The following is a 24,635-nucleotide window of genomic DNA, read 5'->3' as shown; positions in this document are numbered from 1 at the left end:
TATACAAATGACACTTATATAGGAATATATGAAATCTGCCGATTGTCCTATTCAAAGTATGTGTTGTCCTTTTTTGACCGGATAAAGCTGCTGACATCCGAAAGCCGCTCAGTCACCGGCATATCAGGTAAAGCTGCAAGTATATCATTTTTATAGCGGCGGCCTGCACGGCTGTCCAGAATAGAGAACACGCAGGAATCACTTTCCCTGCGGATTCCCCGGCCAAACCACTGGCGCAGCTTAATGAGCATACCTGGCACAATGACCTCATTCAGATAGCCGTAGAAGTTAGGATACAGGGTCTTTTCATATTCCAGCACCGGATCGGGAGCCGGAAACGGCAGCCGTACCACAATGAGGGAAGATAAAATATCCCCGGCAAGGTCAATGCCCTCCCCGGCGCTGTCGCTGGCGCAGAGGACACCGTTGCCACTTTTACGAAAAGCATCGAGGGCGTCCAGACGGCCTTTGCCCATGCGGAACAAGGGGAATGAAGTGATCTGTCCGCACAGCTCGTCATATGCCTGCTCCATCATGCGGTAGGATGTAAACAGAATCAGGGTATGCCCATGGGTCACTTCAATCAGCTCCACAAGCCGGTTGACCACTGCCTGAAAATAACCGCTGTATTTGTCTGAAGGCAATGGCATATCCTGCGAAAGATACAACAAGGCATGGTTCGGATAATCAAAGGGAGAAGCCTTGCTTGTTTCAAAAATACGGTGCTTCTCTGCCAGTATAATTCCGCTGTTTCGCTTAAAATGCGAAAAATCGCCCCCAACAGAGAGCGTACCAGAGGTCAGGATATATGGAATTTCATCCTGCCAAATATCCTCCGATAGTTGAAAACCAAGCTGCTTTGGCAAGGCGCAGACCCGGCAGGACGTCGCCCCGGTCAGTTCCAGCCAAAGAATAGAATTGGCATGATGAAACAGAATGGAGAGCTTAGTTTCCTGCTGTTCCATGCGGTTCACCAGCCGGTCGTACCGATCCCTTTTTTCGCAGGCGGTCGTATAAAAAAGCACCGACAGTCTGCGTAGCACAGCCATCAGTGTTTTCAAAGCTCGTATGCAATTTAAATCAATCTGCACGGCATAGCAGTTTTTATCATAGCTTGTGCCTGCGGCATACCGCAGGGCTTCAAAGAGCAGGGCATTTTGTTCCTGCATGATTTCACAGAGTCTAATGATCTCGGCCTTATCGGGATTTCCTGAACCGATGGCATGATAAATGCTTGCCACCAGCCGTTCCATCTCCACGTTTTCCATTGTCATACCGTACATCTGCCTTGCGGCATCCAGGAGCTTATGCGCCTCGTCAAAAATCACCACTCCACGGGGAGGGAACAAGGCCCTTCTCCCGTTCTTTCTGCCAAGGACATCCGCCAGCACAAGGTTGTGGTTGGCAATCTGAAAGTCATAAACAAGGGACTGTGCTTTGCGTATAAAGTCACGGTATCGGCAGACCGAGGACAGAGGGCAGTTCAGAGGGCAACGTTCCACATTGATGCAGGATTTCACATAGTCCGTTAAAGGGAGTTTATCCAAATCAAGGGGGCAGGCGCCGGTGAAAAGTCCGGTCAGGGCAGAAAGCAGCTCCTTGTCCTCGTGTCGGTCATTGTGTGCGATAGAAGAACGATACCCCTTTACCCGACTGTCGCAGGCATAATGAGATTTTCCCTTTCGCACCACAAAGGACAGGGCCTTGTCAATAATCCGGTGTTCCATCAGAATATCGGAAATCTGAGGGATGTATTCCTCCGTCAACGCCTTTTGCAGCGCAATGGTAGAAGTCGAGATAATCGTCGGTAGCTTATTGCTACTGAACAGGTTATGGACGGTTACGGCTAGAATGTAGGCATGGGTTTTGCCTGTACCAACCTCGGCCTCACAGAGTGCCAGCCTGTTTTCCTGTAAGGACTCCAGCATTTCCAGCGCAAGGGCCGCCTGATTTTCCCGAAAGTCCATACCATGTTCCGGCAGGATGTTTGAAAAAATGTGTTCCAGCAGATTTCTTGCTCTCATGGCAGGCTTTATAGAAAAGGTGTTTTCCGGTTCTGCGTTTGCCTGTGAAAGCATTTTGTCCATCGCTTTTTGATAGCCGCTTTCATTCAGGGGAGCCGACTTGGAAAAAAGCCGCTTTGCCTTTAAGGTGGAAAGCTCCACCATGCGATAGCTGTATGTTTTTCCGGTGTAGTATTCCAAAAGCACGCAGTTTTCGGCGGTCAGTACAATGCGTTCCTCTTTCCGAATTAAGCCTGCTTCGTAAATCTTATTTTGAATATCTGCCATGTAGACAGGTTGTTCCATAATATTTTGCCTCCTTTGCTTGCCTAAAGGAGCGACACAAGAATGCGGCGGAATCAGGAAAAGGGTTGAAAGTTTGTTGACTCAAAAGCCTGTTCCGCCGCATGGTTTCTATCGCTCCGATAGAACACGATAGATTTTTATATCAAAGCAAAGGTGTGACAGGCGATCCGGCTGGTGATGCCGGACTCCATAAAAGCCGCCCCTCACTCTTTCTCAAATGAGGGTGATGCGTTCTCCCGGCCGTCTGCCGGGCTGCTCAATGCGGTGAAGCGTTCAAAGCAGAAGTACCATGATGACCGGCAGGGATCGTCGCAATCCGTCCCACCACGGGGCGTAACTGCCGCAGACATAATCGCTCGGAGGGCATTGCCCTCGTCTTGGCGTGTCCCAGCGTGTCGCTCCTCCTGCCAGTGATGTACCCGTCACACCCGTATTCTGTTTTCAATGTTCAGGCGAAAGGAAATCGGAAAATCCTTTCACCCAATGTCAAAAAAACAGGGGGGTGTAGGGGTACGAAATTAAATTTTTTTAAAAAAATTTTGCAGCTTTGCCGTAGCCGCCTCGATACTTTCGTGGACAGAGGTGAAATGTACCCCTTCACAGCCGGCAATCTGCCGGTAGGATAAGCCCTCCAAGAAATGCAGAATAAACCGTCGCCGCTGGATTTCTGTCAATTCTCCACTGTCCAGTAGCCTCTTTGCAGCTTCCTTGGCTTTTGTGGTATCGCTTTTATGTATCAAATCTAAATCAAGGGGCGGGGCGGCAAGCTGCTCTGTTTCCTCTAGCCCATTGATGCTCACATCCAAACGGCTTGTCCTATTTTCGTGTATGACTTGCTGGTGATAGATTTCATCCGATAAGGCTTTCAGCTCCAAAAAGTCCTGTGCCGTCTTGCCAGGGTTCTCCGCAAGATAGTCCTCCAGCGTGATTTCTACAATGCGGTCTGCGAATTTATATACAATACCCTCGCTGAATTTATTGAGGGCATAATCACTGTCTTTGTAATTTTTCATATTCCTTTCCTCCAGACTTTGAATTTTTGAAAAATCCAAAGTCTGGAGGGTGGGGAACGACATCGGAGCCTTATATGGCTTTTGGTCTTAAAATATGGGATAATTTGTAAATTAAGCGTTAATTTTGTCGAACAAAAAAAGTCAGTAGCTTGCCAACGACAAAATACTGACTTTTTTAGAATATGCTTATGAAATTGTGTATGTAAAAAGTGGGTTAGGCGGATTGCGCCGTTTTTAGCTCCACCTCGCAATAAGACGAAATATATATGATTTCATAGGAATACCTCTTTCGCAAGAGCAGGCGAAAGCCGGTATCCTGTTATCTGTCAAAACTCATAAAAGTAAGCAAGGGCCTACCCTTTATATTAGAGAGGGCAGGCCCTGCATAGTTTTGGCAGCCAGGCTATCATAACGTCCGAAAACGCCTTAGATCCTATGGCTTTGCGTCCCTACCTTTTGGCTGGTTTGCCCAAATTTACTATTCAGCAAATTTTTATGTGACTCTGAATTATTTGGTGGTTCATTACCATTTATCATAGATCCCATTTTTTTAAACTACTAAATTTATTTAATATAATCTTGAGGCTCTTCACATTAGACTTTATTTGACTCTCTCCCACATCAGATAAGGAGTAAAATCCAAATCACAGCTCTTGCCTTGAGAGCAGCCGGTACACCCATTGCAGGCCGGCACTTCCGCTCTGATCTGCTTTAGAAAACCAAGCTGCACCAAATATTCTATTTGGGCTTTTACGGTAGGAACATCGCTTTCCAACTTCATAGCCAGTTCTTCCAACGAGCAAGCCTGCCCATCTTCCAGTAAAGCAAGTATTTCTGTAAGCATACTGCCACCTCCTAAAAAATCAATAAACCAATATGGTAAACAATAAAGGACATTACCAGCGCAGCTGCAATATAGTAACCGGTCATACGTAAGACCCATTTTAAAGAATGTGTCTCTTCATAGGTTGCAGCTAGTGCTGAAATGCAGGGTATATTAAATGTAAACGCATAGATAAACGCTAATGCTTCCGCTTTTGAAACACCATTTAGCAATGCGTCACTCAAATTTGCGGTGCTACCAACACTAAACAATGTATTAAGCACTCCAAGTGCAGCTTCCTTACCCATACCGGAAACTACAAAAGCCATAAACATTTGCCACTTTAATCCAAATATCGAAGTAACCGGTTCAATAAAAGTTCCGATTTTATAAATGATGCTATGGGTGATATCACCGTCGTTTGTATAAGAAAGCATCCAGAAAACAACTGACACCAAGACGATAAGCTTAAAGGCACGAACGAATACATCTTTTAGGCGGTTCAATAAAAATCGGAATAGGTTTTTCCACTTTGGTTTATGGTAAGGCGGAAGTTCCATAATCAGTCCTGTCTTATCCGATTCTTTCACAAGCGAATTTCTAAATATCTTAGAGGTGATTAGCATATGAAGTAAAGCAGTTGCAAACAATGAGATAATCACAAACGGTGCGCCTGCACCAAAGAAGGTAGCACTTACCAACGCCACCACCGCCCATGTGCCTGAGCAGGGCACTGCCCATGCAAGCGCTATGGTTAAAACTCTTTGTCCCCATGTATCTATAACCCTTGTTCCAGCAGCCCCGCCTATGGTGCATCCAAAGCTGACGAGAAATGGCATAACTGCTTTGCCCTGGAGTCCAAGTTTGGACATGGTATTATCAAACACATAGGAAATTCGCGCCATATATCCAATTTCCTCCAAAAAACCGAATACAAGGCTTATTCCCAACACAAACCCCACCATAGAAACAACAAAACCAATGGCTCCAATAATTGCATCGCAAAGCAAGGAAATTAATATATGTGGTACACCGACAGAAGTAAGTGTTTCTGCTACAATAGTTCCAAAAATGCCCAAACCCGTCTTGCCAAGAAGCATTAGCGGCAAAGCAGGAATTAAGGAAACAATCAGTGCTAGTATAATGATAGTAATCGCCAGTGGTTTTCCCCATGTTCGACTGGTCGCGACCCTGTCAAATGGGCTCATCTTTGGTTTGTCTGCACGTGTAGATATTACGGCACCTTTAAGAATACTATCAATCCATCTAAACTTGCAGTTACCGGTTAACAAGCTACCGTCCTTTACGCTTGACAACAACTTGTTTACTTCAGCCAATTCTGATTCTTTAAGAAATTCGCCCACGGTTGCAAGAACCATTGGGTCACCTTCGATGAGCTTTGCCGAAAGCCAGGCAGGAGAATAGGCACCGATACCCTCTGAAGGCATCAGATCGTAAAGTCTTTGATATGGGGCATCCGGCATTTCCTTATAAAGATCCATAAGTGCATCAGCCCTAAGTGTGCAAGGATTATTTAGAGTCTTTTTCACTGCATCATAGAAAGTGGAATATTCCTTGAGATCAGAAGCAGTAAAAGGTACCACATGAATTCCCAGCTTTTTAGAAATTATAGCTGAGTCAATTCTCTTTCCTTGTTCTCCGGCAACGTCCATCATGTTGACTAACAAAATAATGGGTACTGTAATTCCCGCATAATCTGCGAGTAAAAAAAGACTTCTCTCCAGCTGCGAAGCGTCTGCCAAGATACAAACCAGATCAGGTTTTCCCTTTGCTATATAATCTCGTGTAACAACTTCCTCCTGAGAATTTGCTGACAAACTATATGTACCCGGCAAATCAACAACGGTATACTTTTTTCCGCCCTGTATAAAGTACCCTTCTTTTTGTTCTACCGTTTTACCCGGCCAATTACCCACATGTTGGTGCGAACCAGTAAGTCCATTAAACAATGTAGATTTGCCTGCGTTCGGTTGTCCCAGCAATGCAATTAAAGGTTCTGCATGTAGGCCAGTCTGATTCTCTTGAGAGGACTTTACCGTTATATTTGTCTGAACTCCCACTATTCTGTCACCTCCAAAACAATTCTTTCACTTTCATTTCGGTTAATTGCAATTATTGTATCTCTACCGAAAACCAAGAGCGGCTGCTTTTTGTTGTTTTGAATTACTTCCACCTCATTGCCAATTGTTAGTCCGATGGAGGTAATTCTGCTCAAAAATCGACTATCTCCGGAAATTTTGTGGATTTTCCCTTTTTGTCCACGTTTTGCATCACTTAGATTTTTCAAATCCATATTGTTCATTTCTCCTCTGGAATTATTATTACAGCTCATAATAGAAAAAGGCTGCGTGTATTCAACACGCGGTCTTTTTCTATTAATAAATATCATTTAAAAAATAATACATATATATTTAGAACTTCCGTTTTGCGTTCTAAAATGTCGGACTGCTTATCGGGCAGTTCTCTTTCTGGCAGTATCGACAATGGACGTTAACGAAATTCAAGATTTCTATCATAGCCTGGGAAGTCTCTACGCTCACGACGTGCTCTAAATCGCAAGCCTCAGCATCTGCACTTTTTTCATCTATTTTAAAAATTTTACTTAAAAACGTTTTAATAATTGAGAACCTATTTACTATTAATTCAGCCTCTGATTTTCCTTTAGTGGTAAGAACAACTCTACGTTCACCATCACGTTCCACTAGCTCTTTTTCTTGCAAAAGGCTTACTGCAACGTAAGTACTTGATTTCGCCACATTCAGTTTGTCAGCAATGTCTACTATCCTGACTCCATTGCCGCAATCCAGTTCGTAGATGGCTTTTAAATAATCCTCGTTGGACACAGTAAGCTTAATCATACATTTTCCCTCCTACTTTGTTTTATCTGTTTGTTATGAATTGGGGCATTCTTCTCCACGCCAGCAATTTCTGATGTCTCTGTAATCCGCTCATCAAGTTCCGCGCTTCTCCATAAATCTACAACGACACTTACTCCAATAATCTATTAGAATTTCTACAATAATATCTAAAAGTCAATACAATTTATCATTTGCCTTCTGCTTCTCAATTGCTTCCTGGATGGTATGCCAAGCTAGAACTGCGCATTTTACCCGCGCCGGCATATTAGAAATGTTCCTGAGTGCAGCCGCTTCTTCCAGCGCTTCCATGGCTACGTCGTCCGTAATCTCACGTTTTATCATGCTCAAGAAAAGTGCAATCAACGACTGTGCCTCTTCCAGAGATTTTCCTCGCAGCAAATCCGCCATGATTGAGGCGGATGCCTGTGAAATCGCACAGCCTGATCCGGTAAAGGCAATATCTTCAATGGTTGTTCCAGAGAACTTCACCGCAATGGCCAGCTCATCTCCGCAGCTTGGATTAACGCCTTCCATCACGAAATCTGGCTTCTCCATTTCTCTTTTATTTTTTGTGGAAACGCTGTGTTCAGCAATCACTTCCGTATAAATTTCACTCAAATCCAAGCCCTAGCCACCTCCTGACATGTTTCAAGCTCTCCGCCAACCGATCAATATCTTCCTCCGTATTATAAAAGCACAAACTGATGCGTGCCGTGGCGGTCAGTCCCAAATAGCTCATCAACGGATGTGCACAATGATGACCGGAACGAACACAAATACCGTCAGCGTCCAGAATGGACGCAACATCATGGGGGTGAACTTCCTTCACGTTAAATGAGATGACCCCTGTCCGGTCTTCTGGATCTGGATTGCCTACAAGGGTGAGATACGAATTCTCACTGAGTCTTTGCAGCGCATACTGAATCAAAGGCTTTTCAATTCTTTGAATCTCGTCAAATCCAATGGTCTGGATATACTGAATGGCTGCGGACAGCCCCACTGCCGCCTCCACGTTTTGAGTTCCCGCCTCAAATTTTTGGGGGAGCGGTGCAAAGGTGGCTGACTGCTCGAACACAGCTTCGATCATATCTCCCCCATACAGAAACGGCGTCATCTGCTCTAAATATTTTTCTTTTCCATATAGCACGCCGACTCCCATAGGTGCATACATCTTGTGACCCGAAAATACGGCAAAATCCAAATCAAGCTTCACAACATCAAGCTTTCTATGGGCAACACTCTGCGTCAAATCCGCAATGACAACGGCTCCGACCTCATGTGCTTTCTTCACAATACTTTCCATGGGACTCATGCCCCCCAACACATTGGAGGCATGGGTAACCGATACAATTTTTGCATTTTGAGAGATTTTGGTTTCAATCTCCCGCTTCGGAATCATTCCGTTTTCATCAAGGTACAGATAGACCAGCTTCGCTTTCTTAGCCGCAGCCACTTGCTGCCATGGTACCAGATTGCTGTGATGCTCTGCGATGGAAACCACAATCTCATCACCTTCCTGAATGGTGCTCATTCCATAACTGTACGCAAGCAGATTTAAGGATTCTGTGGCGCTTTTGGTAAACACGATCTCTCTTGTACTGCCCGCTCCAATAAATTCCCGAACGGTTTCCCGCGCCGCTTCATAAAGCTCTGTTGCCCGTACACTGAGTGCATACGCGCCTCGATGGGGGTTGGCGTTATCTTGGCTGTAATACGCAGTCAAAGCATCAATCACTGTCTGGGGCTTCTGCGTTGTGGCGGCATTATCCAAATAAATCAGCCGCTTACTGTTAACAGTTTGTTTCAAAGCAGGAAAATCTTTTATATAGGGATTAAACATTGCTCAACCTTCCTCTCACATATGAGAAAACGCTTTCTCGCAATCTCTCATCCTCAATCTTCTCAAGCACTGGTGAAAAGGAAGCTTCCACAATCACCTTTTTTGCCTCCGTTTCATTAAAGCCACGAGTCATCAGATAAAAGAGCATATCCTCATCAATTGTACCTGTGCTGACGGCATGGGCTCCTTCCACGTCCTCCTCTCCGCACAATAGAAGCGGAGTAGAAATGTTGATGATTTCAGGGCTGAGCAATACAGTGACCTCCTCCTCGCTTCCCTTGGAACCTGATGCACCACTTTTAAAGTCTATCGTGCCACGAAACACCTTTTTACACCGATCAGCCATGACGCCGCTGGAATGAATATTGCTAACGGTGCTTTTTTGAGAGTGGGTAACGATATAGTTGATGTCCAACTTACGTTCCCCATCTCCCAGATAAACAGAGTCGATCCGCCCCTCTGCGGCTTCCCCAATCAAATCAAGGCTACAATTGGTAATGGATTCCTGCGCTCCCAGCTCCGCCAGCAGTACCTGTACCTTTGCGTTTTCCTCTATGGAAGCCGCCACGTGATCCACATGACTGCTGCCTTCCGAAAGCATCTGTACCTTGACGAGTGTTATATCCGCACCAGCTTCTGCCCGAATACGGGTAATTCCACTATGAGAAACGGTGTCAGCTGCCTCAGAGATGTACTGGATTATGACGGTGGCCTTACTTCCTTTTTCAGCCAGTATCAGAATGTCCTCCGTCAAGACAGGGGATATTTCATCTAGAACATATGAAAGAAGAATCGGCTTGTCCATTTCTCTTCCTTCCGGTATACGAATCATATATCCGCTGTTACGCTTTTGCGACATATAGTCCAGCAGCTCTTTTTTTGCTTTAATGACAGGCAACTGCTCAAGCGGAAAGGCTCCTATCTTTTCATAAGATGACACTTCCACTCCAGCTGGTAGCACCTCCTGTACAGGGTTGTTTTGATATGGTAAAACACCAGGGAAGTCCTGTTTTAAATCCGCATCATTGACATGAAGCCAGCTCCATGTCAACATGGGAATTTCATTTAAATTCTTAAACGCTTGGTTCATTTCTGGCACCTCCTTTAGCCGATACTGCCTTCCAGTTCAATCGAAATCAGGTTATTCATTTCAACCGCATACTCCAAGGGCAGTTCCTTGGTAATGGGCTCCACAAACCCCCGCACGATCAAAGCCTTGGCTTCTAATTCATCCATTCCTCTAGTCATCAGATAATAGACCGCATCCTCGCTGATCCGTCCGATTTTTGCTTCATGCCCGATATCCGCCTCATCATTGCGGATGTCCATAACCGGCAGTGTATCCGCACGGGAGAGGGAGTCCATCATCAGGGATTCGCAGCTTACTGCGGATTTTACATGGTGTGCCTGAGGCAGGACATTGACCGAACTTCGGTATACAGCAATTCCACCGTCCTTGGAAATAGAACGTGAGCTGAGAGTTGACGAGGTATGGGGAGCGGCGTGAACGACTTTAGAACCGGTATCCAGGTTTTGTCCCTTGGCGGCAAAGCTTACGCCTGTAAAGTCGGTTTTCGCGCCTTCTCCATTCAAAATGCTGGTAGGGTAAAGCATCGTAATATGGGAGCCAAAGGTGCCGGAAACCCATTCCATGCTACCGTCCTTCTCAACCAGCGCGCATTTCGTATTTAAGTTCATCATATTTTTTGACCAGTTCTCAATGGTGGAATACCGCAGGGTCGCGCCTTCCTTGACAAACAACTCCACCGCACCAGCATGCAGATTGATGGTATTATATTTGGGTGCGGAACAGCCTTCAATGAAGTGAAGCTTGGCGCCCTTGTCCACAATAATCAAGGTATGCTCAAACTGTCCGGCGCCGGGGGCGTTAAAGCGGAAATAGGATTGCAGAGGAATCTTAACATCCACACCTTCCGGCACATAGACAAACGAGCCGCCAGACCACACGGCTCCGTGTAAGGCCAGAAATTTATGTGAAGTTGCTGGGAGGAGCTGCATAAAATACTCCCGTACTAAAGACTCATGTTCTCTTACTGCAGTTTCCATGTCAAGGTAGACAACTCCCTGCTTCGTTAACTCCTCTTTAATGCTGTGGTAGACAACCTCGGAATCATACTGTGCGCCCACGCCAGCAAGAGACTTCCGTTCTGCTTCCGGAATCCCCAGCCGTTCAAAGGTTTCCTTGATTTCCCTTGGGACGTCTTCCCAGCTTGCCTTTGCAGAAGCCTTCGGCCGCACATAGGTGACGATCTCGTCCATATTCAGTTCGTGAAGGGATGGTCCCCACTTCGGCATAGCCATAGAATGATAGGTTTCCAGCGAGGCAAGCCGAAGCTCCAGCATCCATGAGGGTTCGTTCTTAAGGGACGAGATTTCGCTGACAATTTCCTTTGTCAGTCCTCTGTTAATGTGATAACTGTCCTTATCTGGGTTTTTAATGTCATAAAGATCACGATTAATATCTTCTACAATTGTTTTTTTCTTCTCCATCGTTTGCACCTCACTTTCCGATTGAATTTTCCATTGAGGCAAAGCCAGTTGTTGAGATTTGCTCAATCAGATCCGTGCTTCCGGTTTTTACAATCTTTCCATCTACCAGAACATGGACATAATCCGCACGGAGCTGATCCAAAATTCGAGTGTTGTGGGTAATAATTAAAATTGCGTTATGATCATTTTTAAACTGATTGATACCCGAAGATACAGTTTTGACCGCATCGACATCCAATCCGGAGTCTGTTTCATCCAGAATCGCTAGCTTAGGATCAAGCATCAGCATTTGGAATATTTCGCTCTTCTTTCTCTCTCCACCGGAGAAGCCGACGTTCACATGACGCTTGGCATAGCTTTCATCCATTTGAAGCTCTTGCATTTTCGTAAGCACTTCTTTGTGGAAGGGGAATGCTTTTACTTCTTTACCTGTCAGCGCCGTTCTTGCTGATTTCAAAAAGTTCTCCATAGTGATGCCGGGAATCTCCTCCGGAGCCTGAAAGGAAAGAAAGAGTCCTCTTTTCGCCCGTTCGTTGGTTTTTGCTTCCGTGATATCATCATCCTCGAAATAAAGGTGTCCGTCTGTCACGCTATATCCCGGATGTCCCATAATAACGTTTGCCAAAGTGGATTTTCCAGCGCCGTTGGGACCCATCAAAACATGGATTTCCCCTTCCTTTATTTCTAAATGCAGCCCTTTGAGGATTTCTTTTTCCTCAACGGTTGCATGCAAGTTCTCAATTCTCAATAATGTTTTCTGCATCTTTACACCTCTTCTTTCTATCTTTGAGCGACATAATCCACTACCATGAGTTTGAAGCAATTGTGTTCAAGGTTCTCCGGAAGTGCCGTACATGCCGTTTGCTGTCCATGAATTTTTCTTTAAGTAAGCAGAGACTAACCCTTGTTCAAAAAAATCTTTTTTCTTCAAAGGTCATCTCCGTGTTCTAAGTTCAGATATTTTTTTAGAGCAAATAAAGACTCATCACTGATAATATGCTCCATTTTGCAAGCATCTGCACTTGCCGTTGGCTCACTAACATTACAACACGAATTTAAAAAATGCCTTAAGATCCGAAACTTAGCTGTAATGATTTTTCCTTTTTTGCATCCCTCCTCAGTAAGCTGAATTGCACCGCCCAAAGGCTTGATGACCAGCCCCTCTTCCTGCAACCTAGTTACAGCGTTATGAACACTAGGCCTTGAAACTCCTAAATATTCAGCAATATCAATTGAACGTACTAATTGAGTCATTTCAGATAGCTTATATATAGCCTTTAAATATTCCTCCCTTGAAGGACTGAGTTTTTTCTCCGAATAACGGCGCCTATTTTGCTGCACAGCAACCCCTCCATATTTAAACTTTAGCAAAATGTGTATGGCTACCATACTCATTGATGCAATTATTTGGTTTCTTTGCTTTTTAAGCAATGCTTATTTGCACTATCCTCCGGTCGTCTGTCCAAATGTCAGGTATGTGTCTTTTAAGGTATCCAAATCTCCCTGCTGGTGAATTCGCAGTTCCTGCTTTTTCAACCTTGATTCCCCCTATTCCTAAAACATCAATGCTTTACATAAGAGCCTGCTGATGCATGTCTGGTATCTTCAAAGGTCCTACCTTCCCCGATCTTCAGTGGCTGGTGTGTTCCTCATGAAGTTTGAATTTTCTTACTTCCTGTTGCAGTATTTCAGCCTGCGCAGCAAGTTCTTCACTGGCTGCAGAACTTTCTTCCGCAGTAGCCGCGTTGGTCTGTACAACTACAGATACCCGGGACAACCCCTGATGGATCTGTTCAATTGCTCCTGCCTGTTCAGTAGACGCAGTTTCAATTTCCTTTATTGCCTGTTCCGCCATCTGTGCCTTATCTTTTACTGTATACAAGAGCTTTAATGTATCATCAGCAAGACGCTCCCCATGAGATACCATTGTTACAGATTTTTGAATGAGATCTGCTGTCTGCTTTGCAGCATCAGCTGATTTTGCAGCTAAATTACGGACTTCATCGGCAACTATGGCAAAACCTTTTCCGGCATCACCGGCACGGGCAGCTTCAACGGCAGCATTGAGCGCAAGAATATTTGTCTGAAACGCAATATCCTCTACAAACTTTGTAATCTTTGAAATTTCCTGAGATGACTCCCCAATCTCTTTCATGGCGGTATTTAGCTCCTGCATAAAGTCGTTGCTCTCCATAACGCCCTGACCCGCCTGATTTACATAATCTGCAGCTCTCTCAACACTCCTGGCATTCTTCGATGCCTGATCGGCTACATTACCAATAGAAGTATTCAACTCTTCCAGGGTTGCCGCCTGCTCTGTGGTTCCGTTGGATAATGTCTGAGCACCGCCAGAGACCTGCCCAGATCCGGAATTAACCTGTTCTGCTATGGTTGTAATAGAAGAAGCAAGATTATGAAACTTTTCAACTAACTCTGCCAGCGCTTTGCCGAGAACATCTTCTTCGGAACGAATGGTCACAACCGTTGTTAAATCACCGTCTGCAATAGCTCTTGTCGTCTGGGCCTGCTCAATATTGTTGATAATCATCTGTTCAAAGGCACTAGCAAGACCTCCCACTTCATCCTTTCTGGAATCCCAGCCTCGTTTTTTTTCCCCTGTGATTTTTTCAACTCCAAAATCTCCTACAGCCACCATGCTGGCAAACGCTTCAAAAATACAAAGGGGATACGCAATAATATCTGACATATATCTGGAAAAATATACGGAAAGAATGACAGATACGATACAAATTAGTGCAATTACTATCATGATGACCACCATATTTCTGGTAAAGTGCAGAACACAAAAAATCCCCACACCAGCTGTAATCACGGTAAATGCAACAATTAGCAGATAGCTGATTAACAGTTTCTTTGCAACTTTCAGATCCTCAAACCATTTTTTCACTTTAACATTCCCTCTTTCATTTATTCCGGATGGCTGGATCCAGTTTCCTTTTTTGTTTCCGCCCACAAATTAATTCAATGCCATAGAACACCTCCGTTCTCTCTGTCTTTTTAAGTCTTTAGGGCCTTATAAACAATCCTGTTTGTGGAAACACCGGATAACTATATGGATGATAAAACGGAACACCGTAGCATTGGGGAATAGAATTAAAAAATGCTTGAAGCATGCTTTGATCAGCTTTGAGTTTTTGCAGATATCGCCGTTCATCAACCTCGCCATTATCATATATATGAGGTTTTTTCTTTTCTTTTTTCATGTTTTTTCCTCCTAACTTTATTGTGTAAAAATGCGTATGGTTGCAATACACTTGTATAAAATTTTTATTCCACTATATTTTAATCGAAATTCTCAACCCTGCTTATCGTGGTTGAAAAGAAGTTTAGCAAAAACTCCAGTTCCACTTCAAAATGAGAATTTACAGTCAAACCCATCGTACTTACTGTATAGAATCAGCCCAAGGCTATGTCCAACACCATCATGACGCTAAATCCGACTGCAAAAAACACCGTGCCGATATTAGAGTGCCTGCCCTCCGACATTTCAGGAATTAGCTCTTCTACCACCACATAAATCATAGCTCCTGCAGCAAAACTTAAAAGGTACGGCAACGCAGGTACGATAATTTGTGCTGCCAAAATTGTCAAAACAGCACTAATGGGTTCCACAATACCGGAGAGCACACCTCCCACAAACGCTTTTGGTTTACTCATTCCTTCTGCCCGTAAAGGCATGGAAATGATCGTACCCTCCGGAAAGTTCTGAATAGCAATGCCAATAGAAAGTGCAAGAGCTGCAGTTGCTGTAATCTGCGCGCTTCCGGATAAGTATCCCGCATAAACAACGCCAACTGCCATTCCTTCCGGAATATTATGCAGCGTCACCGCAAGTACTAACATTGTTGTCTTTTGTAGGCAGCTACTTGGGCCCTCGGCCTTTTCGCTATTCCGATGCAGATGTGGAACAATATGATCGAGTAAAAGTAAAAACAGTATTCCAATCCAAAAGCCGACCACCGCTGGTACAAACGACAATTTTCCTAACGCCCACGACCGCTGAATAGCCGGAATTAATAGACTCCATACTGAGGCTGCCACCATAACACCAGCGGCAAATCCCGTCAAGGCGCGCTGAACGCCATCACTCATGGACTTTTTCATAAAAAATACGCAAGCCGCACCTGCGATAGTTCCAATAAACGGAATTAAGATGCCCCAAAATGCATTTATGTTGTTGCTCGTATTTTTCATCTCCTTTCATGCAATTGTTTAGAGGAAATTAATCTGCCGAAAAGATTTATATTCCGAACAGTTAGCATTTGCTAACCTACGTTCAAAAAAAATTTGCCTTTGGCAACTACAAATTTCATCTTTATGCAAGTAAAGTTTAATAAATGCTTTAAATCTTTACTATCCACAGTATAAGCCCAAACATCAATAAATAAAAATATATTATTATGTATATATTTATAATCATTTATATATTAATTTATTTAAAAAAAGCATACCAATTTATTTGATTGGAATGCCTTTCTGCTCTAATTAAACTGTAGCATTAAAATATAGCGTTATATATTCACGGAAATTTCTTGCCGCTTTTGAAAAATATCGTTGCTCTTTCCATGCAAGTCGCAGAATATTCTTAAAATCAATCCCATCAATCTTAAGCAAAACAACAGGCAACTCCTTTTTCTCATCCTCAGAGCATGGTAAAAAAGATACACCCAGCCCTGCTTCGACCAAATTAATAACCGCCGTGAATTCACTGCACTCACAGATGATATTTGGCACAAATCCATTCTTTTTGCAAAGTTCATCACAAAATTCCTGTTGGCTATAATTAGCTTTTAATCCAATAAAGGCTTCGCCTTTCAAATTCTGAAAAGAAACTGTTCGGTATTTAGCAAGGGGGTGCGATGGTGGCACTGCTAAATAAATGTCCTCCTCTGTCAATTTTATAGTTGAGATATTAGAATGCTCATCAATCGTATTGATAAAAGCAAAATCAATTTCATCTTTATCCAATAGATTAAGTTTTTCTTTATCATCACCTAACTGTGTAATATGGAAATTTACTTTTGGATGAAGATTTGCAAAGTTTCCTATAAGATTACCGAATTCTTTATTCAAAGATGTAGTTGCAAAAGACACAGCACCCATTTCACTTCCGGACAGATCGGATATCTCCTGTCGTCCTTCATCAACTTCTTTCAATATTCTATTAGCCCGTTTTAAAAACGTTTTCCCATATTCATTCAAAATAATATTACGTCCTGTCCGATTAAACAAGGGAACTCCCAAGTCTGCCTCCAACTTAGCAATCATGGAACTTAAGGCAGGTTGAGCAATCTGCAACACATCGGCTGCTCTTGTCATGTGTTGCATGTTAGCCACAGTTTGAAAATATTTAATTTGCAGCAAGTCCATAAAGCACCTCCATATTAATAAATATTTTATTATTAGTTCGCTCGTATCAATAACTATTTATGTATCATACAATAACACGGATAATAGAATTTATCAAGCGCATTCAATTATCCAAATGAATTATACGAGAATGCCGTACTAACACCTTTTAAAAATTCGCTAGTTAATAAATTTCTTCTTTCCTAGTAGATATTTTGCAAGCTGGGTTGGAGGTACATCTCGCAAGTAGTGTGAGGTGAATATTATTTGGGGCATGACGGACTCCTTTCTCGGTTTTGGGCAAAAGAAAAGAGCGACCACAATCGTAATCACCCTTAACAATTATTTTGGCTATTCAGTAAATTAAATTAGTATATCAATATCCTAATTCTTCATCAATTAGAATCACTTCAAATTCACCTGTCATTGGCTTATCCCACAAAACAGAAAGTCCTCTGCAAATTCTTTCTGGACTTTTACAATTATAACATTTATCACCTTTAATAGCACAAGGAGTTTTTACACCTAATCGTTTTGCATTCAATGGTGCTGCTATATTTCTGGCACGATACAAAGCACTGTCATAATCTTTTTCAATTTTATTCTTTCCAACCACGAAGTATACTTTTTCATGCCCATAGAAAATAGATGCGATTCGATTACAATTCCCATCAATATTTATAATCTCGCCCGTTTCGGCCAATCCATTTACAGAAGAAATATAGATATTAGCTCCATTTGCCTGCAACCTTACTTCTTTACTTGTTCTTCCATTGGGTATACGATGATGCCAAAATACCTTATTATGTTTATTAAGCAATTCGTACAATCCCATTTGTTCAAGTGTCATAGAGCCACCAAAACCAATCGTCTGACTGTCAATTTGTGAGTCTATATATTCTGAAGCCTGTAATGCCGTATCAAAAAAACTTACAATATAACCTCTATCACGCAGTTTGTTTTCTACCAGTGCAAATTTCTCTTTTTTCATGACTTTTCCCCCTTTCTTATCAAAGCCACAATTCCTGTTTATGCCTTAAGACTATTTTCTTTATTCTGTAACGATCCACTTTTTATCCTTGAATATATCGCTAATTTTGTAACATTAATAGGCTAATATCTCATAGCCATCATTAGTGACTAAAACCATAATTTCCCATTGTGCAGATGGCATTCCATCTGCTGTATAAACAGTCCAGCCATCATTATCATCTACAAAAATTTCATCAGTTCCCATATTCACCATTGGCTCAATCGTAAATACCATACCTGGGACTAAAAGCATTTCTGTTCCTTTTTTTGACACATAGCTTACCCACGGTTCCTCGTGAAATTGCAAGCCAATACCATGTCCCCCTATTTCCTTTACAACCGTATATCCATTACTCATAGCATGTTCATGCACAGCTTGCCCCATATCACCTAAAAATCCCCACGGCTTTATTTGTGCTAATCCTAACTCTATACATTCCTTAACCACATCCACCAGTTTCTTTTTTTCAGGACTTACATTGCCAATACAAAACATCCTTGACGAATCTGAAAAAAATCCATTATATATTGTAGAGACATCAATATTTATAATATCTCCGTCTTTCAGAAAAACATCGTTTGCTGGTATACCATGGCATACTTGATTATTAATTGATGTACATACGCTTTTAGGAAAACCTTCAAAATTTAATGGTGCTGGAATTCCACCCAAAGCCACCGTTTTTTCATAAATTAAAAGATCAATTTGTTCTGTTGTCATTCCTATATGTAATTGTTCAGATATGAAATCTAAAACTGCTATATTGATTTTTCCACTTTCTCTAAGTCCAATAATTTGTTCAGTATTTTTTATAATATTTCTAGGTGGAATAATACAACCTTGGGCTTTGTAACATGATATCTTTTCGTCAAAAGACTCATGACATTTTTTATACTTAATTCCACTTCCACACCAGCATAAATCATTTCGTCCAATTTTTTTTAACATAAAAAACGCTCCTTATATTTACTGAGGAGTCTTCAAACATCTATTTGAGCTTCATCAAATGTTAAGATTTCCGGCAACAATTTACGATATTGAAAGGGTGTATAACCATAAGCACGTACAAAAGCCCTTGTAAATGCTTCATGTGATGAAAATCCATATTGTATCGCAATGTCAATAATACGATACTTCGTATTCTGTAACGCCATCGCTGCCATACTTAGCTGCCTCTTCTGAATATAGTCTTTGAATGAAACACCGACGTATTCATGGAACTTCGTAGAACAATAACAAGGTGAATATCCTACAAAACCGGACATTTCTTCTAATGTTGGACATTCTTCTAAATTTTCTTCAACCCAATTTACCATATTTTTAATTGTTTTAACAGACAATCTTGTTCACTCCCTGCCAATATATTATCTTATTTTATATTTCAAAACTTGATTATAGTTTCAATTTTTATAAAATTATATCACCCATCATTCAGTAAGTCATCAAGAATTTACGACTTTGTAAAACCCTTGTCTCACAGCGAAGGCTTGGCATAGCTTTCATCCATTTGAAGCTCTTGCATTTTCTCAAGCACTTCTTTGTGGAAGGGGAATGCTTTTACTTCTCTTCAGTCAGTGCCGTTCTTGTTGATTTCAAAAAATTCTCCATTGTGATACCGGGAATTTCCTCTGGAGCCTGGTTGGAAAGAAGCAGCCCCTTTTTCCCCCGTTCGTTGGTTTTTGCTTCCGTAATATCATCTTCCTCAAAATAAAGGTGTCCATCTGTCACACTGTAGCCCGGATGCCCCATGATAACGTTTGCCAAAATGGATTTTCCCGCCCCATTGGGACCCAACAAAACGTGAATTTCCCCTTCCTTTGTTTCTAAATGTAGCCCTTTGATGATCTCTTTTTCCTCAACGGATGCATGCAAGTCCTCAATTCTCAATAATGTTTTCTGCAGCTTTACGCATTTTCTTTCTATATTTGAGTGGCATAATGCACTACCACGAGTTTGAAGCAACTGTGCTCACAGTTCTCCGGAAGTGCAGTACATGCCGCTTGTTGTCCATGAATTTTGTTTTTAAGTGAACATAGGCTAACCCATGCTGTCAGTTCACTAACATTACAACACGAATTTAAAAATTGCCTTATAATACGAAACTTAGCTGTAATGATCTCCCCTTTTTTTGCGCCCCTCCTCAGTAACTTGATTTTCACAGCCAAAGACTTAATCATCAACCCTTCCTCCTGTAATGTAGTCACAGCACTGTGAACACTAGGCTTTGAAACTCCTAAATATACAGCAATGTCAAATAAACGTACTAATTCAGTTTATTTAGATAGCTTATAGATAGCCTTTAAATATTTCTCCCTTGAAGGACTAAGTTTTTTCTCCGAATAACAGCGCCTATTTTGTTGCATTACAAGTCCTCCATTTTAACCTTTAGTAATATGTGTATGGTTACAATACGCTTCAATGCAATTATTTGGTTTCTTTGCTTTTTATTCAGTCCTTATTCATGTCATCCTCCGATTGTTTGACCAACAAATCTGTTTGCGGGAAAATCGGATAACCATATGGATAATAAAATGGAACCCATAAGCATTGGGAAAAAGAACTAAAAAACATTTGAAGCATACTTTGATCAGCTTTAAGCTTTTGTTGATACTGCCGTTCGCCAGCCTCACTATTATCATAAATATGCTGTTCTTTCTCTTTCATGTTAGCACCTCCTAACTCTATTTTGCAAAAAATGTGTATGGTTGCCATACACTTTTGCAAAATTTTATTCAACTATATTTTCATCAAAATTTTTAACCCTGCTTACCATGGTTGAAAAGAAGTTTAGTAAGAACTCCTGTTGCGCTTCAGTCGCATTCTGTAGTTCATCTTCCACCATGCCATTTAAAATATCATGGTAGTGCATATGATTTTTATGTGCCTTTTTCCCTTTTTCTGTTAGGCTCAGTGAATATCTAGATAAATTCAACTCATCAACTTCCTTTTTAACTAAAGCCTTTCTCTCCAGCTTTTTGAGAATTTCGGAAGCAGCCCCTTTTGTTACTCCTAGAATATCCGCCAGGCCGCCTACATGAATGCATGGGTGCTCAGCTATTGCTTTTATTACATGGATTTCAGAGTGAAAAATAGGGACATCCGTTCCATAGTAACGTGTCTTTTTATCCAGCTCCATTAAAGCAAACGCCAAATCTAAAGATTCATATGCAATTTTATGTTTGTTGTTTTTAATCTTTTCCATATCATTAGTATATGGTTGCCATACACTTTTGTCAAGCCACTATTGGATATAATTTCTCATATGGAAATCAAATAATACATAACAGACAAGAAATTATCATAAAAGTTGTTCGTAAGCAATAAGATCAAGCGTCAAAATTCAAGCACAATCATTCTTAACTGCCATTAAGAATCTAGCGATGTAAGAATAGATTTTGATTCTGGCATTTGTATGGCTGAATTACAGGAAAAATAAACCTTCCTGTAATTCAAAGAACAACAGAGGTCTTTTGAGTAAGGCTATAAGCACAGTTCTACCTCTTTCATAAAGTATGCTTTCGAGATTTACCGGAGGAAGTGACCAACAGATCACGCGATGCTCCAAGCCCTACAAATAAGCATATACCCGCAATTGCAATCAGGATAATGAGTGGCATCGTCCAATTGTCAGTTATATCATGCAGAAGTCCAAAAATCATCGGTCCAAAAGAAGCTAGAAGGTAGCCAACTGATTGTGCCATTCCGGACAGTCTAGCTGCTTGGTCTGCATTTTGTGTTCGGAAATTAAAAAATATCAGAGACATGCTAAAAGTGAGCGCAGTGCCGCTGCCCAACAAGACCATCCATATAAATTCAAGTCTCGTCTCTCCCAAGAAGACCCCAAGAAGTCCAGACAGAACGCATAGAGACGCAACGATAGTCATAGCTCGCTGATTGGATTTACGCCCAGCAAGTACAGAGCCTATAAGCCCCATAGGGAGCGACGAAAGCTGACAAAGAGAGAGCATCCATCCAGCATCACCCGATTTCATTCCTTGGCTGATTAAAATATTGGGCAACCATGCGTACATACAGTAAAGAACCATAGACTGTAATCCTGTATATATTGTCACCTGCCAAGCCAAAGGGGATCTCCACAAATGAACCTCATTAATAGCCGATTCATTTATGTTTCCTATTCCATGTTTTACCACACTTACTCTTCTTGCATTATTGTCTCTATTGACCATGTCTTCAAGAATGGTTGTTTTTTGCTTTCCACGCTTCACTTGAGGTATCCAGAGGATAAGTGCAAAAAAGCTAAGGGCTGCCCAAATGCCTAATGCTCCTTCCCAGCCCAACCCCGCTTTCATTGCAACTGGAATACTAACACCTGATGCAATTGCCCCAAAAAGGCTCATAGAAGCATTATAAACGCCCGTCATCAAACCAACTCGTTTCGAAAAATCACGTTTGATAAGGCTGGGTACCAGTACATTGCCAACAGAGATTGATAGTCCAAGTATAGCCGTTCCAAAAAACAACCCTATCTCTCCAAACAATGAACGTACCCCTATTCCAAGTGTCAGAAAAATAAGCGACCAAAACAGCACCAAGCTAGCACCATATTTTCGCGCCAGCTTTGGCACAAAGGGGGAAAAAAACGCAAAAGCGAATAAGGGAAATGTTGTTATCATTCCAGCTAGTGTATTAGAAATATGTAGGCTATTACGAATTTGATCAACGACTGGGCCGACCGCCGTCAGAGGAGAGCGTAAATTTGCCGCAATAAATATAATTCCGATCACCAACATAAATGGCATAGATTTTGATGAATGTAATGAAATGTTATTTTTCTGATATTTGTTTAATTGCTTCATAAGTTTCTCCTTGTTCCATCTCTATGTATGTGGCTTAATGCCCCACTGTTTGTCCCTAGGTACGATTCCTTAACATACAAATTAATACCCAATAAATATCTCCAAAGCATTTTTATATGCTATTTATGTTTGCTATTTTATTCCTACTGCATCGATAAGTGTACAGCTGCCATACTCTTTTGTCAAGTTGCAAAAATAAATAATGAATTACGCAGACCATGAATCGAACCACTTGCAAATAACGGCAATATGCTCCTAAAGAGGTTAGCGTATTGCCGTTATTTAACTAGGGATTGCAAGAGATAATCCTATTTTTCCGCTATTACATCAGTTCACATGAGTAGTTCAAGGGGGCCGCAAAATGGACTCCACCCCCGTCCACCGATAAAGAGAAACCCGACAGACTGTCAAACTGTCTGTTCTTGCCTTACCCCCATATGTGCCTTGCAGCTTTGTGGGCTTGGGTGGTGCAGAAGCCTGAACGGAGGTGCAGAGATCAGACATCATCGGCCTGTCCTCAAAGCGGTAAAAGCCCTTTTCTTCATTTGTGATTTCTTTCTGGCTTTGTTTCTGTATTACTTTATTATTTTCAGCAAGCATATTAAACGTGATATATCTCACCGTATCACTTTTTGACAACTCTTGTGAAGTATGAATATCTATATGATCCCTGTCTGCCTCGGCAGAGGAATTTTCCTTTTCCGGTTCGGACGTCTGCTCCACGAAAAGCAAGATATAGAGGTTAGAGCTTTGCCCACGGTTTCGTTCACGGAAACGTGCTTCCTTTTGAATATATCCTGCGTCAGTCAGCTCCTTCAGGGCACGCTTTACCGTAGAAACAGATATATGAAGCTGCTCGGCCATCGTCGGAATGGCCGGGAAACATGTCAGGTCTTTATTGGATCGGTCAATCAGATAAATCAGTACGGAAAGTGCACGGCTTTTCAGACTACTGGCATATGCCTGTTGTTTTAGTTCAGCTTGCTTGGTCATCGTCAAAATCCTCCTTCCGCCGGGGCATTACGCCCCGGCGATATATTTTGTCATCATCGTTTTAAATGCCTTGGCATTGCTCATACCATCCGTAAGTTCAGGCTGGTACTCCAAAAACAACACTTTATGAAAATCGCTTTGCAAAATAGCGGCATAGTCACCTTTTACCTTTTCGTGGGTAAAAGGGCAAAGCACGGTAGTATCCATCATTTCCAGCCTTTTCAGCAAAAGCATAGAACGGGGCAGTTCATAGGGCTTTGTGCCGCAGACCGCCAGCAGCATATCGGCGGCTTTGTCTGTTTCGTTCAGGTTCTGTGTATATCCAATATCATAAACGATAAAATTTACGGGCGTTGTAATTGGGGAATTGCCGTAGTACACACCATCCAGCCGCCAACCGTCACCCTCCGGCTCCATATCATAATCGGCTGCCATGGTGGTCAAAATACCACTGTCGTTTTCCTCCACATAACAGACAGAAGCCCCCACAGCGGCAAGCCAAGAGGCAAGACCGATTGCCATAGTGGTAGCTCCCATTCGCGGTTGGGAGGAAACAATGGCTATATGGATATTTTCGCAGTCAAACCGACAGTGCTTGATTCCCTCCGCTTTTTTTGCCCGCTCCTTGGGATGATAGCGCGTCATGCCCTGTTCACTCAGGCATTCGGTTATTTCAATCTGGATAGCGGCAATTTCTGTTCCGCAGACGATATTTCCCACGCCGCTGTTCAAAAGAGCCTGAAACAAAGGGGTATCTTGCTTCACCCCCTCGTAAATCACCGTGATCCGGGGGCTGTACATGGTCAGAAATTCTTCGATGGCCTCGGCAAATTCACCGTCACTGTCCCCAAAGGCAATACGATCCAGAACAACCTCGGTCACATGAGAAAAATTACGCATATCATAAACAATAAACTGCTTGAGGACAAAGCTGCCTACCATCTTTTTGATGGGCGTATCACTGTCTGTATCATACCAGCCGGTAAAATCCAATAGGTTTGTATGCTCTGTGGATGAAAGATATAAAATCATGTTTTTGCCTCC

The 24,635-nt window shown here is 42.3% G+C and carries 26 protein-coding genes and 1 riboswitch; all 26 genes read right to left on the bottom strand.

All coding sequences use genetic code 11. The features are described 5' to 3' along the window. Positions 1 to 47: 47 nt before the first annotated feature. Positions 48 to 2,309 (bottom strand): ATP-dependent DNA helicase, encoded by a 2,262-nt coding sequence (locus QA584_RS09000; protein ID WP_278274182.1) that lies wholly within the window; start codon positions 2,307 to 2,309, stop codon positions 48 to 50. A 518-nt stretch (positions 2,310 to 2,827) separates the two neighbouring features. Further along, on the bottom strand, positions 2,828 to 3,322 hold the full coding sequence (locus QA584_RS08995; protein WP_278274181.1) for an RNA polymerase subunit sigma-24: 495 nt from the start codon (positions 3,320 to 3,322) through the stop codon (positions 2,828 to 2,830). A gap of 390 nt (positions 3,323 to 3,712) precedes the next feature. After that, positions 3,713 to 3,802: riboswitch (cyclic di-GMP riboswitch) on the bottom strand. Between the two features lie 121 nt (positions 3,803 to 3,923). Then, on the bottom strand, positions 3,924 to 4,166 hold the full coding sequence (locus QA584_RS08990) for a FeoC-like transcriptional regulator (protein ID WP_278274180.1): 243 nt from the start codon (positions 4,164 to 4,166) through the stop codon (positions 3,924 to 3,926). A gap of 11 nt (positions 4,167 to 4,177) precedes the next feature. After that, positions 4,178 to 6,226 carry a ferrous iron transport protein B gene (feoB, locus tag QA584_RS08985; protein ID WP_331487870.1) on the bottom strand — a complete coding sequence of 683 codons (2,049 nt, stop codon included), beginning with the start codon at positions 6,224 to 6,226 and terminating at the stop codon, positions 4,178 to 4,180. Continuing rightward, positions 6,226 to 6,459 carry a FeoA family protein gene (locus tag QA584_RS08980; RefSeq protein WP_278274179.1) on the bottom strand — a complete coding sequence of 78 codons (234 nt, stop codon included), beginning with the start codon at positions 6,457 to 6,459 and terminating at the stop codon, positions 6,226 to 6,228. Before QA584_RS08980 ends, feoB begins: the two co-directional genes overlap by 1 nt. 139 nt (positions 6,460 to 6,598) lie before the next feature. Then, positions 6,599 to 7,024 (bottom strand): metal-dependent transcriptional regulator, encoded by a 426-nt coding sequence (locus QA584_RS08975; RefSeq protein WP_278274178.1) that lies wholly within the window; start codon positions 7,022 to 7,024, stop codon positions 6,599 to 6,601. Positions 7,025 to 7,198: 174 nt separating this feature from the next. Then, entirely contained in the window at positions 7,199 to 7,648 is a 450-nt protein-coding gene (gene sufU, locus QA584_RS08970; RefSeq protein WP_278274177.1) for a Fe-S cluster assembly sulfur transfer protein SufU, read from the bottom strand. After that, positions 7,635 to 8,864, bottom strand: coding sequence for a cysteine desulfurase (locus QA584_RS08965; RefSeq protein WP_278274176.1), 1,230 nt, complete (start codon positions 8,862 to 8,864; stop codon positions 7,635 to 7,637). The genes sufU and QA584_RS08965 overlap by 14 nt, the downstream gene beginning before the upstream one ends. Next, the gene (sufD, locus tag QA584_RS08960) at positions 8,857 to 9,954 is read right to left on the bottom strand and encodes a Fe-S cluster assembly protein SufD (RefSeq protein ID WP_278274175.1); all 1,098 of its coding nucleotides are present in this window, start codon (positions 9,952 to 9,954) and stop codon (positions 8,857 to 8,859) included. The genes QA584_RS08965 and sufD overlap by 8 nt, the downstream gene beginning before the upstream one ends. A 14-nt stretch (positions 9,955 to 9,968) precedes the next feature. Beyond that, positions 9,969 to 11,375: a Fe-S cluster assembly protein SufB gene (gene sufB / locus QA584_RS08955; RefSeq protein WP_278274174.1), complete on the bottom strand. Its 1,407-nt coding sequence runs from the start codon at positions 11,373 to 11,375 to the stop codon at positions 9,969 to 9,971. 10 nt (positions 11,376 to 11,385) lie between these two features. Beyond that, positions 11,386 to 12,138, bottom strand: coding sequence for a Fe-S cluster assembly ATPase SufC (gene sufC / locus QA584_RS08950; protein ID WP_278274173.1), 753 nt, complete (start codon positions 12,136 to 12,138; stop codon positions 11,386 to 11,388). Between the two features lie 164 nt (positions 12,139 to 12,302). After that, positions 12,303 to 12,716, bottom strand: coding sequence for a metal-dependent transcriptional regulator (locus QA584_RS08945; RefSeq protein WP_278274172.1), 414 nt, complete (start codon positions 12,714 to 12,716; stop codon positions 12,303 to 12,305). 289 nt (positions 12,717 to 13,005) lie between these two features. Then, the gene (locus QA584_RS08940; RefSeq protein ID WP_278274171.1) at positions 13,006 to 14,283 is read right to left on the bottom strand and encodes a methyl-accepting chemotaxis protein; all 1,278 of its coding nucleotides are present in this window, start codon (positions 14,281 to 14,283) and stop codon (positions 13,006 to 13,008) included. A gap of 118 nt (positions 14,284 to 14,401) precedes the next feature. Further along, positions 14,402 to 14,599, bottom strand: a complete 198-nt coding sequence (locus QA584_RS08935; RefSeq protein ID WP_278274170.1) for a hypothetical protein — start codon at positions 14,597 to 14,599, stop codon at positions 14,402 to 14,404. 193 nt (positions 14,600 to 14,792) lie between these two features. Then, on the bottom strand, positions 14,793 to 15,590 hold the full coding sequence (locus QA584_RS08930; RefSeq protein ID WP_278274169.1) for a ZIP family metal transporter: 798 nt from the start codon (positions 15,588 to 15,590) through the stop codon (positions 14,793 to 14,795). 291 nt (positions 15,591 to 15,881) lie between these two features. Further along, a complete protein-coding gene (locus tag QA584_RS08925) occupies positions 15,882 to 16,766 on the bottom strand; it encodes a LysR family transcriptional regulator (RefSeq protein WP_278274168.1) in 885 nt (294 codons plus the stop codon). Between the two features lie 355 nt (positions 16,767 to 17,121). Beyond that, positions 17,122 to 17,736: a lactate utilization protein gene (locus QA584_RS08920; RefSeq protein WP_278274167.1), complete on the bottom strand. Its 615-nt coding sequence runs from the start codon at positions 17,734 to 17,736 to the stop codon at positions 17,122 to 17,124. A 114-nt stretch (positions 17,737 to 17,850) separates the two neighbouring features. Continuing rightward, complete coding sequence (locus tag QA584_RS08915; protein ID WP_278274166.1) at positions 17,851 to 18,726, bottom strand: methionyl aminopeptidase; 876 nt, start codon at positions 18,724 to 18,726, stop codon at positions 17,851 to 17,853. A gap of 32 nt (positions 18,727 to 18,758) precedes the next feature. Further along, a complete protein-coding gene (locus QA584_RS08910) occupies positions 18,759 to 19,118 on the bottom strand; it encodes a helix-turn-helix transcriptional regulator (protein WP_278274165.1) in 360 nt (119 codons plus the stop codon). A gap of 217 nt (positions 19,119 to 19,335) precedes the next feature. Further along, positions 19,336 to 19,572, bottom strand: a complete 237-nt coding sequence (locus tag QA584_RS08905) for an ATP-binding cassette domain-containing protein (RefSeq protein WP_278275134.1) — start codon at positions 19,570 to 19,572, stop codon at positions 19,336 to 19,338. 125 nt (positions 19,573 to 19,697) lie between these two features. After that, positions 19,698 to 20,027: a hypothetical protein gene (locus QA584_RS28835; protein WP_442870355.1), complete on the bottom strand. Its 330-nt coding sequence runs from the start codon at positions 20,025 to 20,027 to the stop codon at positions 19,698 to 19,700. 199 nt (positions 20,028 to 20,226) lie between these two features. After that, positions 20,227 to 20,442, bottom strand: a complete 216-nt coding sequence (locus QA584_RS08900) for a hypothetical protein (protein ID WP_278274164.1) — start codon at positions 20,440 to 20,442, stop codon at positions 20,227 to 20,229. Positions 20,443 to 20,506: 64 nt separating this feature from the next. Further along, positions 20,507 to 20,980: a MarR family winged helix-turn-helix transcriptional regulator gene (locus tag QA584_RS08895; protein ID WP_278274163.1), complete on the bottom strand. Its 474-nt coding sequence runs from the start codon at positions 20,978 to 20,980 to the stop codon at positions 20,507 to 20,509. A 301-nt stretch (positions 20,981 to 21,281) separates the two neighbouring features. Further along, complete coding sequence (locus QA584_RS08890) at positions 21,282 to 22,598, bottom strand: CynX/NimT family MFS transporter (protein ID WP_278274162.1); 1,317 nt, start codon at positions 22,596 to 22,598, stop codon at positions 21,282 to 21,284. A 345-nt stretch (positions 22,599 to 22,943) separates the two neighbouring features. After that, positions 22,944 to 23,591, bottom strand: a complete 648-nt coding sequence (locus tag QA584_RS08885) for a helix-turn-helix domain-containing protein (RefSeq protein ID WP_278274161.1) — start codon at positions 23,589 to 23,591, stop codon at positions 22,944 to 22,946. Between the two features lie 27 nt (positions 23,592 to 23,618). Then, a complete protein-coding gene (locus QA584_RS08880; RefSeq protein WP_278274160.1) occupies positions 23,619 to 24,623 on the bottom strand; it encodes a hypothetical protein in 1,005 nt (334 codons plus the stop codon). Between the last annotated feature and the right edge of the window lie 12 nt (positions 24,624 to 24,635).

The organism is Anaerocolumna sp. AGMB13025 (assembly GCF_029689925.1).
In the GTDB taxonomy this organism is placed as follows: Bacteria; Bacillota; Clostridia; order Lachnospirales; family Lachnospiraceae; genus Anaerocolumna.
The sequence above is the reverse complement of the archived record's forward strand: the minus strand, read 5'-3'. Positions and strand labels throughout refer to the sequence as shown.

Bases quoted from the DNA above. Each gene is read 5' to 3' on its own strand.
- QA584_RS08900 (WP_278274164.1), bottom strand. From the start codon at position 20,442: ATGAAAGAGAAAGAACAGCATATTTATGATAATAGTGAGGCTGGCGAA.
- QA584_RS08920 (WP_278274167.1), bottom strand. From the start codon at position 17,736: ATGAAAAAAGAGAAATTTGCACTGGTAGAAAACAAACTGCGTGATAGA.
- QA584_RS08975 (WP_278274178.1), bottom strand. From the start codon at position 7,024: ATGATTAAGCTTACTGTGTCCAACGAGGATTATTTAAAAGCCATCTAC.
- QA584_RS08885 (WP_278274161.1), bottom strand. From the start codon at position 23,591: ATGACCAAGCAAGCTGAACTAAAACAACAGGCATATGCCAGTAGTCTG.
- QA584_RS08880 (WP_278274160.1), bottom strand. From the start codon at position 24,623: ATGATTTTATATCTTTCATCCACAGAGCATACAAACCTATTGGATTTT.
- QA584_RS08980 (WP_278274179.1), bottom strand. From the start codon at position 6,459: ATGGATTTGAAAAATCTAAGTGATGCAAAACGTGGACAAAAAGGGAAA.
- QA584_RS08935 (WP_278274170.1), bottom strand. From the start codon at position 14,599: ATGAAAAAAGAAAAGAAAAAACCTCATATATATGATAATGGCGAGGTT.
- QA584_RS09000 (WP_278274182.1), bottom strand. From the start codon at position 2,309: ATGGAACAACCTGTCTACATGGCAGATATTCAAAATAAGATTTACGAA.
- sufC (WP_278274173.1), bottom strand. From the start codon at position 12,138: ATGCAGAAAACATTATTGAGAATTGAGAACTTGCATGCAACCGTTGAG.
- QA584_RS08925 (WP_278274168.1), bottom strand. From the start codon at position 16,766: ATGGACTTGCTGCAAATTAAATATTTTCAAACTGTGGCTAACATGCAA.
- sufD (WP_278274175.1), bottom strand. From the start codon at position 9,954: ATGAACCAAGCGTTTAAGAATTTAAATGAAATTCCCATGTTGACATGG.
- sufB (WP_278274174.1), bottom strand. From the start codon at position 11,375: ATGGAGAAGAAAAAAACAATTGTAGAAGATATTAATCGTGATCTTTAT.
- QA584_RS08990 (WP_278274180.1), bottom strand. From the start codon at position 4,166: ATGCTTACAGAAATACTTGCTTTACTGGAAGATGGGCAGGCTTGCTCG.
- QA584_RS08930 (WP_278274169.1), bottom strand. From the start codon at position 15,590: ATGAAAAATACGAGCAACAACATAAATGCATTTTGGGGCATCTTAATT.
- QA584_RS08895 (WP_278274163.1), bottom strand. From the start codon at position 20,980: ATGGAAAAGATTAAAAACAACAAACATAAAATTGCATATGAATCTTTA.
- QA584_RS08890 (WP_278274162.1), bottom strand. From the start codon at position 22,598: ATGAAGCAATTAAACAAATATCAGAAAAATAACATTTCATTACATTCA.
- QA584_RS08915 (WP_278274166.1), bottom strand. From the start codon at position 18,726: ATGTTAAAAAAAATTGGACGAAATGATTTATGCTGGTGTGGAAGTGGA.
- QA584_RS08995 (WP_278274181.1), bottom strand. From the start codon at position 3,322: ATGAAAAATTACAAAGACAGTGATTATGCCCTCAATAAATTCAGCGAG.
- QA584_RS08965 (WP_278274176.1), bottom strand. From the start codon at position 8,864: ATGTTTAATCCCTATATAAAAGATTTTCCTGCTTTGAAACAAACTGTT.